Below are 13,518 nucleotides of genomic sequence, written 5' to 3'. Positions count from 1 at the left end.
CACATGACGACCCCCTTGCCGCGCCACCTGCGCAGGTTGACCGGGCAGAACGCCATCGTCACCGGCGCCTCCGGGGCGTTCGGCGTTTCCACCGTGGCCGTCCTGCGTCACCTCGGCGTGAACGTCATCGGCATCGACCTCAAGCCCGCTCCGGGTGTCATCGGATGCGACATCACCGACGACGAGCAGGTACGCCAGGGCGTCGCCGAGGCCGTCGAACGGCTCGGCGGCCACCTGGACCTGCTCGTCCACTACGCGGGCGTCGGCCCGGCGGTGGACATCGGCCGGGCCCCGGACGTCCACGTCCACCAGGCCCTGGAGGTCAACCTGCTGGGCACCTGGCGGGTCACCGCCGCCGCCATGCCGGCCCTCCTCCGGAGCCGGGGGCGCGTCGTCATCACCGCCTCCCTGCTCTCCCACCTCCAACTGCCGTTCGCCGGCGCCTACACGGTGTCCAAGCGCGCGGTCACCGCCTACGCGGACTGCCTGCGCGCCGAGTACGGCAGTCACATCGGGGTCACCACCGTCTACCCCGGTTACGTGGACACCCCGATCCACAACAGTTCCCGCGCCACCGGCGTCGCGCTCGACGGCCTCGTCCCCGCCGAAACGGAACGCGACACCGTCATGGCCGTGGTCCGGGCCGCCGGAGCCGGGCGCGCACCGCGCGACGTGGCCTCGACCGCGCTCGGAACCGCCGGACTCCACCTGTTCCGGCACTTCCCCGGCACGACCGAGCAGATCGCCTCCTTCCAGATCGGTCTGCTCCTCGCCGACGGCGCCTTCGCGGACGCGGAGATCGCCCAGGGACTCCACGCACGTCACGGCAGCCCCGCACCCCAGCCGACGGCGTCCTGAGGAGGACGACAATGACCGCAGAGATCACCGCCAAGCCCAAGATCACCGACCGGGAGGACATCGCCAAGCGCCTCCTGCGCGGCTCGGCCAAGGCCTCCTTCGACCCGCTCGTCGAGATCGACTGGGAGGCCCCCGTCGACCCCGACATGTGGGCCATCCGTCCCGAGCGGATCTCCATCTACGGCACCCCGCTGTGGGACTCCCTCAGTGAGGAGAAGCGCAAGGAGCTGAGCCGGCTGGAGGTCGCCAGCGTCGCGACCATCGGCATCTGGTTCGAGACCATCCTCATGCAGATGCTGGTGCGCCACGCCTACCGCAACGACCCCACCACGTTGCACGTCCAGTACGCCTACACCGAGATCGCCGACGAGTGCCGCCACACGGTGATGTTCGCGAAGATGGTGGAGAAGCTCGGCTGGCACACCCACCGGCTCGACCCCGTCGCCTACCACCTGGGCCGACTCTTCAAGGCCATCGCGCACGGGCCGCTGATCTTCGCCGGCGCCCTGTTCGTCGAAGAGGTCCTGGACCAGCTCCAGCGCGAGGCCGTTCCCGACGAGCAGATCCTGCCCCTGGTCCGCTCGGTCGCGCGCATCCACGTGACCGAGGAGGCGCGCCACATGCGCTACGCCCGCGAGGAGTTCCAGCGGGACTGGGTCCGGCGCGGCCCCCTCAACAGGGCCTACAGCAAGCTCGTCCTGGGCCTGGTCACGTATTACTCGGCGACGCGCCTGATCAACCCGAAGGTCTACGAGCAGGTCGGCCTGGACCCGCGCGAGGCGTACGAGGCCGCGCGGTCCAACCCCCACTGGATCGACACCAAGACCTGGGCCGCCCGCAAGGTCGTCGGCACGCTGGAGACCGCCGACGCGATCAGCGGTCTGGGCCGCCACTTCTGGAAGAAGGCCGGCCTCCTGGGCCGGTGATCCCACCGGTGCCCCTCCTCGGGGCACCCCACGAACCCCACCGTCGGAAGGCGAAACGCGCCACGTCCTCCGACGGTGGACCCGACCTCTCGGGGGCGAACGCGCCACGTCCCCGAGAGTCGGCTCCCCGGAGGGTGGAACGCGCCACCCCCTCCGGGGCGGCACTCCCCCGGGGGCGAAACGCGCCACGCCCCCGGGGGACCACATCACCCGGCCCGCGAAGGATCCCACCCGCGGTCCGGTCGCACGAAGGGATGGACAGTGACCGACGCACCACCGCATTTCCGGGTGGCCATCATCGGGTCCGGTTTCGCCGGGCTCGGCATGGCCGTCCGGCTCAGGCAGGCCGGGCTTCGGGACCCCGGGGACTTCGTGATCCTGGAACGCGCCGACGACATCGGCGGCACCTGGCGCGACAACTCCTACCCGGGTGCGGCCTGCGACGTCCCCTCACACCTGTACTCGTTCTCCTTCGCGCTCAACCCCGGCTGGAGCCGGACCTTCTCCCCCCAGCCCGAGATCCTCGCCTACATGAAGCGGGTCGCCGGGGAGTACGGCATCCCGAAGCACGTGCGTTACGGGCACGAGGTGCTCTCCGCCCACTGGGAGCCCGGGGACAACCGCTGGCGGATCGAGACCTCCCAGGGCACGATCACCGCCCAGTTCCTGGTCAGCGGTGCCGGTCCGCTCGCCGATCCCTCCCGCCCCGACATCAAGGGGATCGACACGTTCGAGGGCACGATGTTCCACTCGGCGGACTGGGACCACGACCACGATCTCACCGGTCGCCGGGTCGCGGTGATCGGCACCGGCGCCTCCGCCATCCAGTTCGTGCCGCGGATCCAGCCGAAGGTCGGCCGGATGACGCTGTTCCAGCGCACCGCCCCCTGGGTGATGTTCCGCCACGACCGCGACATCACCAAGGTCGAGAGCCTGCTGTACCGGAACCTCCCGATCGCCCGGCAGATCGCCCGCAAGAGCATCTACTGGGGCCGGGAGACCTACGTCTTCGGTTTCGCCAAGAACCCGAGACTGCTGTCGATCGTGGAGCGGCTCGGCCGGGCCAACATCGCCCGCGGCATCAAGGACCCCGGGCTGCGCGCCAAGGTCACCCCGGACTTCCGTGCCGGGTGCAAGCGCATCCTGATGTCCAACGACTACTATCCGGCGCTGGCGCGGCCCAACGTGGACGTGGTCACCGACGGCATCGTCGAGATCCGCCCGAACTCGATCATCACCCGGGACGCCTCCGGGAAGGAGACCGAGCACGAGGTCGACACGATCATCCTCGGCACCGGCTTCCACGTGAGCGACCCGCCCGTCGCCCGCCGTGTCTTCGACTCCGACGGCCGTTCCCTGGCCGACCACTGGGGCACCGACGCGCAGGCCTTCCGCGGCACCACCGTCGCCGGGTTCCCCAACGCCTTCATCCTCGCCGGGCCCAACACCGGGCTGGGGCACACCTCCCAGGTCTTCATGATCGAGGCCCAGATCCGGTACACGATGGAGGCGCTCAAGTACCTGTGCAGGCAGGGACTGGACCGCCTCGACGTACGCCCGGAGGCCCAACGCTCCTACAACGCCATGGTCGCCGAGAGCATGGAGGGCACCGTGTGGGTGACCGGCGGCTGCGACAGCTGGTACCTCAACGAGCAGGGCCGCAACACCACCCTGTGGCCCACCTTCACCTGGAACTTCGCCCTGCGCACCCGTTGGTTCGACCCGCACAACTACGACCTGCGGGTCGACCGCGCCCGCAGGTCCGGGCGCGACCGGGTCCGCGGTGCGGCCCGACCCCCGAGGCGAAGGAGGACGACATGAGCGGATTCGACGACGACGAAGAGGAGTACCGGGGCGAGGTGACCCTCACCCCCCTCGACGGCGAGGGGAGGCCCTCCGCCGAGCCGATCGGCGCACGGTGCCACGTGGCCGGGCACTTCTCCCCGTTGACCGGCGACTACCGGTGGTCGGGACGGCTGTCGCCCTCCCCCGAGGTCACCGCGGCCTACGAGAGCGGTGTGCGCGCGGTCCTGGTCCGGACCCCCGACGGTCACGAGGGCACCGGGACCCTGGCCGAGGCCAACCTGTGGGGCGGCCACCCGATCAACGGCTCGGGCACCCCTCCCTACCCGGTCCCGCGGATCGACCTGAGCGATCTCCTCGACTGACCCCCACCGTCACCTCCCCGGGCCGCGCGTCGGCCCGCCCCCCATGGCACGGCGGCACGGCCCGCCGCGCCGTTCCCCCTGAGTGAGAGGTACCCCCGATGGCGATCCGACACCTGGGCCCGGCCCGGGAGACACAGGTGCGCTCCGACGACGGCACCCCGCTGCACGTCGAGGTGCGCGGCCCCGAGGACGGGCCGACCGTGGTCTTCTGCCACTGCTGGGCGACGTCGCTGGCCTCCTGGGGTCCCGTGGTCCGGTTGCTCGACCAGAACCTGCGGGTGGTGCTCTACGACCAGCGCGGTCACGGGCGCACCCCCGTCCCCCTCACCCCCGCCGGGTACGCCGAGGAGAAGCTGGCCGACGACCTGTGCGCGGTGCTGGAGGCGACCGTCCCCGAGGGCGAGCGCGCCGTGGTCGCCGGGCACAGCATGGGCGGGATGACCATCATGGCCACCGGCGCCCGCGAGGTCTTCCGGGAGAAGGCCGCGGCGGTGCTGCTCACCAACACCGGGTGCGCGCAGCTGACCGAGCGGACCACGTCGATCCCGCTGCCCAAGGCCCTGGGACGGGCCGCCGCGACCGCCCTCACGTTGCGCGCCCCGCTTCCGCTGGGTCCGCGCAACGCGCTGACCACCGCCGCGCTGAAGTTCATCGCGATGAGCCCGGACGCCGACCCGCGCATGGTGCGCCTGTGCGCACGCATGGTGCACGAGTGCAACGGCGTGGCGCGCGGCCGTTGGGGCGACATGATGACCCGCCTGGACCTGGACGAGACGGTCCGCGCCATCACGGCCCCGACCGTGATCGTGGCGGGCACCGCCGACCGGATGACGCCGCCCTGGCACGCCCACCACGTGGCCTCCCTCCTGCGGAACTGCGAGGAGGTCGTGGAGGTGCCCGACGCCGGGCACATGGGGCCGCTGGAGTTCCCCGAGGTGCTGGCCGGCCGGATCGAGAAGCTGGCCGCCAACCACCTGGGCGCCACCCTGGCAGGCTGACCCGCGCCGGTCCGCACACGGACGAACGCCCCCGGAGAGAACGAACCGGGGGCGTCGTCGTGCGTCAGGCCGGGTCGCGGATCAGGGTGGGCACGACGTGCTCGGAGACCTCGGAATGGACCTGGTGCAGTCGGGCCTGGACCGCGCGGCGCAGTTTGGCCAGGCACTCGACCAGGGTGATGTCGTCGCCGACCAGACCGCCCTTGGCCACGACCGGGGTGCCGTCGAGCGGGCCGCCGCTGATGTGGCCGTGGACCGCCAGCGGCACGACCTCGCCGCCGACGTCGAAGGCGTGTACGCCCAGCTCGTCGAACAGGCCCGACACCAGGTCGCCGCCGGTGAGGTAGAGGCCGCTGGGAAGGGCGTGGACACCGGTGCTGTCGGCGATCTCGTGGACGGCGTCGGAGACCAGGCGGGCGATGCGGCCGGGCAGCTCGGCCCGGGCCCGGACGGGCAGCGCGCGCACCCGGTCGGAGGTCGTGATGACCCGCAGTACGCACAGGTCGGGGAACCCGGCGGCGAGGAGTTTCTCCGTGAGTTCGACGGCGACCTCGTCGGCGTGGTCGCTCTCGGGGTCGGTGAAGGCGACCGCGTCCAGGTCGACGAAGCGGACCGCGCCGGTGCGCGCCACCGTGGCCAGCTGGCGTCGGGTCAGGTCGGTGGTGCTGGCGGCGACCCCCAGGAGGGGGCCGCGCGTGCCGGCCTGGCCGCGCAGGCGCAGGGCGTAGGCGAGCAGCGCCCCGGTCGGTCCGGGGTCCACCGACACCCACACCGTGCCGTCCTCGTGGTGGGCGGCCGCGGCGGCCTCGGCGATGTCGGTGAGGTGCCGTTCGGTGGTGGCGTCGCACAGCACCACGGGCTCGTCACCGGCCAGGAGTTCGGCGGTGAGCATGCTCTGGGTGACCTGGCGGACCGGGACGTGGCGAACGGGGAGCCCGGTCTGGGCCGCGACGATGTCGGCGACCACCCCCGTGGTCATGGGGCACAGGGGGTCGTCGACGAGTTCGGTGTCCTGGAGGGGGACTCCGTTGAGGAGTTGGACGCCGTTCTCCGTGGTGCGCCCGCTCCCGGGGAAGGCCGGGGTGAACAGCACCCGGACCCGGGTCCCGGCGGGCACCCGGTCGCGGACCTCCCGGTAGGCGGCCTCCAGTTCGGCCCCGATGTTGCCGCGCAGGGTGGAGTCGGTGCGCTTGACCACCAGGCCCACCGGCCAGACCGCCTCCACGACGTCGGCGATGAGGTCGACGGCCTGTTCGGCGGGGACGTGCCGACTGTCGAGGTTGGCCACCACGACGTCGTAGTCGCCGGCGACGCGGCTGACGTGTTCGGGGGTCACGGTGGCCACCCGCATACCGGTACGGGCGAACCGGGCCCCGGTCGCGTTGGCACCGGTGAGGTCGTCTGCGACCACGAGGACCTGGGCCACGACAGTCTCCTTCGACGAAACGCTCGGGTAACCTCCCTCCAACATAGGCCCGCCCGGGGGTGCCCGGGGCCGAACACGACCGACCACGGGAGAGGTGCGCGCGGACACCCGGGAGGGGCTCGGGGAGTTCCCCACCGGGTCCGTCCGGGCGCCGTGACCGAGACCGCGGAGGCTAACGGCCGGGAAGGGTGACGACCGTCCCGGTGCGGGCGCTGCGCCGGGCGGCCTCGATGACCTCCAGCCCGTGGATCACCTCGTGCGGGTCCACCGGCAGGGGTTCGCCCTCCCCCACCGCGTCACGGACCCCCGCGTAGAACTCGGGGTAGGCGCCGCGAGCGGAGGGCACCCGGCGGGTGGCCCCGTCCACGCCCACCAGCCCCAGCTCGGCCTCGGGGAGCACACCCCAGTCCTCGGCGGTGGGGCTCTCCCCGGCCAGGAGCCGGGCCTCCTGCCCGTCCATCCCGTGGCTGGTGAAGGCGGCCGCGTCCCCCAGGACCCGGAAACGCGGGCCGCCCTGCGCGGTGAGCGCGCTCATCCACAGGTGGGAGCGGGTGCCCCGGGAGTGCCCCAGCGACAGGAAGACGTCGTCGTCGGCCTGCACCCCTTCGCGGAGGGTGTCGATCTCGGCGTAGACCGAGGCGACGGGGCCGAAGAGGTTGATCGCCTGGTCGATGAGGTGCGGCCCCAGGTCGTAGAGCAGCCCGGCACCCGCCTCCACCGCTCCGCTCTCGCGCCAGGTCCCCTTGGGCTCGGGCCGCCAGCGCTCGAACCGGGACTCGAACCGGTGGACCCGTCCCAGGGCGCCCTCCTCGACCAACCGCCACAGGGTGAGGAAGTCGGCGTCCCAGCGGCGGTTCTGATAGACGGTGAGCACCCGCCCCAGCTTCTCGGCCAGGTCGGTGAGCTCGCTCGCCTGGGCGGCGGTGAGCGCGAACGGCTTGTCCACCACCACGGACATGCCCGCCTCCAGGGCGGCATGGGCCAACGGCGCGTGGGTGTCGTTGGGCGTGGTGACGACGGCGATCTCGTAGCGGCCGGCGTCGGCCCACAGGTCGGCGACGGTCGGGTACACGGTGGCGTTCGGGTGGCGTTCGCGTACGGCGCGGACGCGTTCGGGGTTCCCGGTCACCACGGCGGACAGGCACAGTCCGGGGACCGCCTCGATGATCGGCGCGTGGAAGACCTCACCCCCCTTGCCGTAACCGATGAGGGCGACGTGCAGTTCGGGGCCGTCGTGCTCGGGAACCTGCGATGCGTTGGACATGTCGTCCAATCTACGGCGCGGACCGCCCCGTGCGAGAGCGTTCGGGCACGGTGCGTCGCCACGGGGAGAAGTGTCGGCTCATGGGCTCCGAACAGCGCGTTTCAGCATCGTTACGAAAGGATTTGCGAATTTTGTAGACATTTTCATGAGATGCGGCTTCGATCGTGTTCCAGCGTGCCGTGGGTCACAGAGCCCCGGTGGTGCCCGTCCCCGATCGCACTAGGGAGAGTCATGCCGAGATCAGACCTCGGGAACCGTCGACACCTGGCACTGGCCGCCGCGGCAGGAAGCGTCGTGCTCCTGTCCTCGGGTTGCGCCTACCTCAGTGGTGAAGGCGGCGGCGGTGGCGGCGGCGACGCCTCCGGCGTCGACTGCGCCCCCTTCGAACAGTGGTCGGACGTCGAGGGGACCGTCAGCGTCTACTCGTCCATCCGTGACGAGGAGGCGGAGCGGATGGACCGCTCCTGGGCCGACTTCGAGGCCTGCACCGGCATCGACATCCAGCACGAGGGCAGCGGAGAGTTCGAAGCCCAGTTGCCCATCCGTCTGGAGGGTGGGAACGCTCCCGATCTGGCCCTCATCCCCCAGCCCGGCCTGCTGGAGCGGGTCGTCTCGGACGGCTACGCGGTGCCCGTCGCCGACGGCGTCAAGGCCAACGCCGAAGAGGGTTGGGGCGAGGACTGGCGCGGCTACGCCACCTTCGACGGCGAACTGTACGGCACCCCCTACGGCGCCAACATGAAGTCGATGGTCTGGTACTCGCCGTCCTTCTTCGACGAGAACGGCCACGAGATCCCGCAGAGCTGGGACGACATGCTCGCCCTCAGCGACGAGATCGCCGACTCGGGCGTCAAGCCGTGGTGCGTGGGCTTCGAGTCCGGCGACGCCACCGGCTGGCCCGGCACCGACTGGATCGAGAACGCGCTGCTGCGCACCGCGGGCACCGACGTCTACAACCAGTGGGTCTCCCACGAGATCCCCTTCGACGACCCGCAGGTCGCCGAGGCCTTCGACCTGGCCGACGGCATCATCCGCAACCCCGACTACGTCAACGGCACCTTCGGTGACGTGGAGAGCATCGCCGTCACCTCCTTCCAGGAGGCCGGTCTGCCCCTGCTCGACGGCGGCTGCGCCATGTACCTGATGGGCTCGTTCTACTCCGCGCAGTTCGAGGAGGGCGTCACCGTCGCCGAGGACGGCGACGTGTACGGGTTCGTCCTGCCGCCGCTGGAGGCGGGCGCCGAGGTCCCGGTCATGGGCGGCGGCGAGTTCGCCGTGCCCTTCGCCGACCGACCCGAGGTCGCCGCCGTCCACGAGTACCTGTCCACCCCGGAGTACGCCAACAGCCGCGCCTCCCAGGGCGCCTGGGTGTCGGCCAACCAGAACATGGACCCGTCCGTGATCGAGGACCCGGCCTCGCAGTTCGCCGCCGAGGTGCTGCTGTCCCCCGACACGGTCTTCCACTTCGACGGCAGTGACGCGATGCCCTCCTCCGTCGGCACCAACGTGTTCTGGAACGGCATGGTCGACTGGGTCACCGGTTCCTCCACGGACGACGTCCTGGAGACCATCGAGTCCGCCTGGCCGTAAAGGTCCCCTCCGCCGGGCGGGGCGCGCCCCGCCCGGCTCCCTTCTCATCTGTCACCGACAAGGGGACCACCCATGGAGTTCTCGTTCCTGAACGAGCTTCCCAAGATCGTGTGGATGCTCATCGGGATCGTCGCCTTCCTCGGCGTCATCGGTCTGCTGCTGGTCGTCATCGATGTGCCCCGCACCCGACGCGACCGGTGGCAGGCGTTCCTCTTCCTCGCGCCCGCCCTGATCCTCCTCGTGGGCGGGCTCGTCTACCCGGCCCTGCGCACCACCTACCTGTCCTTCCACGACCGCTCCGGTGACGAGTTCGTCGGGCTGGCCAACTACCTGTGGATGTTCCAGCGGCCGGAGATCCTGCTGGTGCTGCGCAACACCCTGCTGTGGGTGCTGTTCGCGCCGGTCCTGTCCACCGCGATCGGCCTGGTCTACGCGGTGCTGGTGGACCGCTCCCGGTTCGAGCCCGTGGCCAAGTCGCTGGTGTTCATGCCCATGGCGATCTCGTTCGTCGGCGCGAGCATCATCTGGCGGTTCGTGTTCGCCTACCGGCCCGCCGACCAGGAGCAGTACGGCCTGTTCAACCAGATCGTCGTGTGGTTCGGCGGCGAACCCCGGTTGTGGCTGCTCGAACAGCCACTGAACACGTTCCTGCTGATCATGGTGCTCATCTGGGTGCAGGCCGGGTTCGCGATGGTCGTGCTGTCGGCGGCGATCAAGGCCATCCCCGCCGAGATCAACGAGGCCGCCCGTATCGACGGCGCCGGCCCGATACAGCTGTTCTGGCGCATCACCCTGCCGTCGGTGTGGCCGACCGTCCTGGTCGTGCTCATCACCATCACGGTGCAGACCCTGAAGGTGTTCGACATCGTCCGCACGATGACCGGCGGCAACTACGGCACCAGCGTGATCGCCAACGAGATGTACAGTCAGGCGTTCTCCCAGGGCCAGATCGGTCAGGGGTCGGCCCTGGCGGTGTTCCTGTTCGTGCTGGTCGTTCCACTGGTGGTGCTACAGATCCGCCGTACCCGCAAGGCGAGGGAGCTGTCATGACCTCCACCCCCACCGTCGTCCCCGACCCCGGGCTCGTCGACGCCCGGAGACCGGGACCGGCCGCCCGGGTGCGGCGCCGGCTGAGCGGGACGGCGGCGAGCCTGGCCGCGCTCGTCATCGCCGTGCTGTGGACGTTGCCCACGGCCGGACTGTTCATCTCCTCGTTCCGGCCCGCCGACCAGATCCGCACCACGGGGTGGTGGACGTTCTTCGCCTCCCCCGAGGTCACCCTCGACAACTACCGGGACGTGCTGTTCGGCACCGCCAGCGACGGGCGGCTGGCCACCCACTTCGTGAACTCGTTCGTGATCACGCTGCCCGCGACGGTGTTCGTGCTCGGGGTGGCCGCGCTGGCGGCCTACGCGCTGGCCTGGATCGACTTCCGGGGGCGCGACTGGCTGTTCCTGGGCATCTTCGCGTTGCAGATCGTGCCGTTGCAGATGTCGCTGGTGCCGCTGCTGCGCTTCTTCTCCCAGGGCGTGTCCGTCGGCGGGCTCCAGGTGCTGCCCGCCTGGGAGCTGAGCGGGGCGATGGCGTTCACCAACGTGTGGGTGGCGCACACGATCTTCGGCCTGCCGCTGGGCGTGTTCCTGCTGCACAACTTCATCTCGCAACTGCCGAGGACGCTGTTCGAGGCGGCCCGGGTGGACGGCGCCGGGCACGGCCGCATCTTCGTGCGGATCGTGCTGCCGCTCATCGCCCCGGCCCTGGTCTCACTGGGCATCTTCCAGTTCCTGTGGGTGTGGAACGACCTGTTGGTGGCGCTGATCTTCACCGGCGGCGACACCGCCACCGCACCGCTCACCGTGCGCCTGGCGGAACTCGCCGGTACCCGGGGCGAGGCCTGGCACCGACTGACCGCGGGCGCGTTCGTATCGATGATCGTGCCGCTGGCGGTGTTCTTCCTCCTCCAGCGCTACTTCGTCCGCGGCCTCCTCGCCGGAAGCGTCAAGGGCTGACCGCCGCCGAGGCCCCGCGGGCTCCGGCCGCGGGGCCTCGGCGGGGTCCTGGTGGGGGCGGGAGGCGGGTCCGCGGGCCTCGCGTCGCTCGACACCTCGCGACCGTCGAACGTCCCCGGGACGGGCCGAACCCGCGCTCCGCTCCGGTCCGTGCTCGGCACGCCGGGAGAACCGGGGCGCTTCGGCCCCGCGCCCACCTCCTCGTTCCCCGGAGGTTCGCTCCAGACCCCCGGAACCCCGAAGGCGCCCTCGCGACCCCAAGAGCGCGGAAGAGCGTCCAGGGAACACGCCTCAGCCCTTGAGGGCGGCGCGGGCGGCCTCCAGGACGGTGGTCCGATAGGCGGCGCCGAACAGGCACACGTGCACCAGGAGCGGGTGCAGCTGGTGCAGCGCCACCCGTGAACGCCATCCGGCGGCCAGCGGCGCCACCTCGTTGTAGGCGTCGCGGACCCGCTCCAGATGCGGGAGACCGAACAGGGTGAGCATCGCCAGGTCGGCCTCCCGGTGCCCGCCGTGGGCGGCCGGGTCGACGAGCACCGCGTCCCGGCCGCGCCAGAGCACGTTCCCGCTCCACAGGTCCCCGTGGATCCGGGCGGGCGGTTCGGGCTCTCCGGCCAGGTCGGCGACGCGGTCCACCACCTTCTCCACGATCCGCACGTCGGAGGGGGTCAATCCGCCCTGGTCGGCGGCCCGGCGCAGGTAGGGGCGCAGTCGCTGTTCGGCGTAGAAGGTCGGCCACTTCCCGGACGGCGTGTTGTCCATGGGCAACGGGCCGATGTAGCCGGGCCACGGGGCGCCGAAGTGGTCGGCACCGGTCAGGTGCATCCCGGCGAGCCGACGGCCCAGGCGTTCGGCGGCGGACGGGGAGGGTTCGCGTTCCTCCACCCAGGGGAGCACCAGGATGCGGTCGTCCCAGGCCACCGGTTCCAGGGCGGGCGAGCCGAAGGCGCGCCCCAGCCAGGTCAGTCCCCGGGCCTCGGAGGTGAGCACGGCGCTGGGTGCGGCGGTGCGCGGCAGGGACTTGACGAACAGGCGGGTGCCGTCCTCGACCTCGGCGTAGGAGATGTCCCAGTCGTGGCCGTGTTCGGCCCGGACCGCCCGGCGCACCCGGTGACCGAGCAGGGCGGTCAGCCGTTCCGCCATGGTCCCCTTGACCGGGTCCCGACGTCGCCCCTCGTCACCGCCTGCGGCGCACACGGATCCCCCCTCCACCACCGGGCCCCGTCTACCGCTGCTTCAGAAGGGCGGTGAGTTCACCGGTCAGGCCCTTGGCGGCGGCCTCCACCATGTTGAGCACCGCGGTGAACCCGTCGTCACCGCCGTAGTAGGGGTCGGGTACCTCGGCGTTGGGCCCCGCCCCGGGGGCGAAGGAGCGGAACAGCCTCAGCCGGGAGGGGGCGAAGCCGTGTTCGGGCCCGTGGCGGTCGATGACGCGGCGCAGGTCGTCGAGGTTGTCCAGGTCCATGGCCAGGAGCAGGTCGAGGCCGGCCAGATCGGACGGATCGAACTGTCGGGCGGTGTGATCGACGAGGTATCCGTGCACGCGGAGCGTGGAGGCGGCCCGTGGATCCATCGCGCCGCCCACATGCCAGTCGCCGGTACCGGAGCTGTCCACCTCGACGAGGTCCTCCAGTCCGGCCCGTTCCAGGTCGGCCGTCAGCACCTTGGCGGCCATGGGCGAGCGACAGATGTTGCCCAGGCACACCACGCCGACGCGGTAGGGGCCGGCGGGGTCGCGGGGTTCCGGCAAGCTCATACCCCTTACCGTAACGAAAAACAGGCGCGTCCACCCGTTTCGCGAACACGCGCGTTCGTCGGATCCCGCTCCGGCTCCGGTTCAGCCCTTGGGCAGCCGCACCACGGTGACGAAGAAGTCGTCTATCTGCCGAACGACCTTGATGAACTGGTCGAAGTCGACCGGCTTGGGAACGTAGGCGTTGGCGTGCAGGCGGTAGCTGCGCAACACGTCCTCCTCCGCCTCGGAGGTGGTGAGCACGACGACGGGGATGTGCGCCAGTTCCTCGTCGTTCTTGACCTCCTGGAGGACCTCCCGCCCGTCCTTCCGGGGCAGGTTGAGGTCGAGGAGGATCAGGTGCGGACGTGGGGCCTCGGCGTACTCGCCCTCCCGGCGCAGGAAACGGAGCGCCTCGACGCCGTCGGAGACCACGTGCAGGCGGTTGCCCAGCTTGTGTTCCTCGAACGCCTCCTTGGTCATGAGGACGTCGCCCGGGTCGTCCTCGACCAGCAGCACCTCGATCGGATGCACCAACATGACCTCG

The 13,518-nt window shown here is 71.0% G+C and carries 13 protein-coding genes; 8 read left to right on the top strand and 5 right to left on the bottom strand.

Features of this window, described 5'->3' with window-relative positions; translation table 11 throughout:
- Nucleotides 1–3 precede the first annotated feature (3 nt).
- From PWG71_RS00335 to PWG71_RS00315, 5 genes are all read left to right on the top strand, one after another.
- The gene (locus tag PWG71_RS00335; RefSeq protein WP_274807411.1) at nucleotides 4–858 is read left to right on the top strand and encodes an SDR family NAD(P)-dependent oxidoreductase; all 855 of its coding nucleotides are present in this window, start codon (nucleotides 4–6) and stop codon (nucleotides 856–858) included.
- An 11-nt stretch (nucleotides 859–869) separates the two neighbouring features.
- The gene (locus tag PWG71_RS00330; RefSeq protein ID WP_274807410.1) at nucleotides 870–1,784 is read left to right on the top strand and encodes an AurF N-oxygenase family protein; all 915 of its coding nucleotides are present in this window, start codon (nucleotides 870–872) and stop codon (nucleotides 1,782–1,784) included.
- A 261-nt stretch (nucleotides 1,785–2,045) separates the two neighbouring features.
- Nucleotides 2,046–3,605, top strand: coding sequence for a flavin-containing monooxygenase (locus PWG71_RS00325; RefSeq protein ID WP_274807409.1), 1,560 nt, complete (start codon nucleotides 2,046–2,048; stop codon nucleotides 3,603–3,605).
- Complete coding sequence (locus PWG71_RS00320) at nucleotides 3,602–3,952, top strand: DUF4873 domain-containing protein (protein ID WP_274807408.1); 351 nt, start codon at nucleotides 3,602–3,604, stop codon at nucleotides 3,950–3,952. Before PWG71_RS00325 ends, PWG71_RS00320 begins: the two co-directional genes overlap by 4 nt.
- Before the next feature lie 98 nt (nucleotides 3,953–4,050).
- Entirely contained in the window at nucleotides 4,051–4,950 is a 900-nt protein-coding gene (locus PWG71_RS00315; RefSeq protein ID WP_274807407.1) for an alpha/beta fold hydrolase, read from the top strand.
- A gap of 64 nt (nucleotides 4,951–5,014) precedes the next feature.
- Here PWG71_RS00315 and PWG71_RS00310 read toward each other — a convergent pair whose 3' ends face one another.
- Nucleotides 5,015–6,376 carry a four-carbon acid sugar kinase family protein gene (locus PWG71_RS00310; protein WP_274807406.1) on the bottom strand — a complete coding sequence of 454 codons (1,362 nt, stop codon included), beginning with the start codon at nucleotides 6,374–6,376 and terminating at the stop codon, nucleotides 5,015–5,017.
- 172 nt (nucleotides 6,377–6,548) lie between these two features.
- The gene (locus PWG71_RS00305) at nucleotides 6,549–7,640 is read right to left on the bottom strand and encodes a Gfo/Idh/MocA family protein (protein WP_274807405.1); all 1,092 of its coding nucleotides are present in this window, start codon (nucleotides 7,638–7,640) and stop codon (nucleotides 6,549–6,551) included.
- A gap of 231 nt (nucleotides 7,641–7,871) precedes the next feature.
- Between PWG71_RS00305 and PWG71_RS00300 the strand changes: the two genes are divergently transcribed.
- The 3 genes from PWG71_RS00300 to PWG71_RS00290 all read left to right on the top strand — a co-directional run bounded on the left by PWG71_RS00300 (nucleotide 7,872) and on the right by PWG71_RS00290 (nucleotide 11,239).
- Complete coding sequence (locus PWG71_RS00300) at nucleotides 7,872–9,230, top strand: ABC transporter substrate-binding protein (RefSeq protein WP_274807404.1); 1,359 nt, start codon at nucleotides 7,872–7,874, stop codon at nucleotides 9,228–9,230.
- Nucleotides 9,231–9,302: 72 nt separating this feature from the next.
- Complete coding sequence (locus PWG71_RS00295) at nucleotides 9,303–10,280, top strand: carbohydrate ABC transporter permease (RefSeq protein ID WP_274807403.1); 978 nt, start codon at nucleotides 9,303–9,305, stop codon at nucleotides 10,278–10,280.
- Nucleotides 10,277–11,239 carry a carbohydrate ABC transporter permease gene (locus PWG71_RS00290; protein ID WP_274807402.1) on the top strand — a complete coding sequence of 321 codons (963 nt, stop codon included), beginning with the start codon at nucleotides 10,277–10,279 and terminating at the stop codon, nucleotides 11,237–11,239. The genes PWG71_RS00295 and PWG71_RS00290 overlap by 4 nt, the downstream gene beginning before the upstream one ends.
- Nucleotides 11,240–11,530: 291 nt before the next feature.
- On the opposite strand, the gene PWG71_RS00285 is transcribed toward PWG71_RS00290, so the two are convergent.
- From PWG71_RS00285 to PWG71_RS00275, 3 genes are all read right to left on the bottom strand, one after another.
- Complete coding sequence (locus tag PWG71_RS00285) at nucleotides 11,531–12,382, bottom strand: fructosamine kinase family protein (protein WP_274808090.1); 852 nt, start codon at nucleotides 12,380–12,382, stop codon at nucleotides 11,531–11,533.
- A gap of 82 nt (nucleotides 12,383–12,464) precedes the next feature.
- On the bottom strand, nucleotides 12,465–12,995 hold the full coding sequence (locus PWG71_RS00280; RefSeq protein WP_274807401.1) for a low molecular weight protein-tyrosine-phosphatase: 531 nt from the start codon (nucleotides 12,993–12,995) through the stop codon (nucleotides 12,465–12,467).
- 81 nt (nucleotides 12,996–13,076) lie between these two features.
- Nucleotides 13,077–13,511, bottom strand: a complete 435-nt coding sequence (locus PWG71_RS00275; protein WP_274807400.1) for a response regulator — start codon at nucleotides 13,509–13,511, stop codon at nucleotides 13,077–13,079.
- Between the last annotated feature and the right edge of the window lie 7 nt (nucleotides 13,512–13,518).

The sequence above is a fragment of the Nocardiopsis sp. N85 genome (assembly GCF_028882275.1).
GTDB classification, from domain to species: domain Bacteria; phylum Actinomycetota; class Actinomycetes; order Streptosporangiales; family Streptosporangiaceae; genus Nocardiopsis; species Nocardiopsis lambiniae.
The sequence above is the reverse complement of the archived record's forward strand: the minus strand, read 5'-3'. Positions and strand labels throughout refer to the sequence as shown.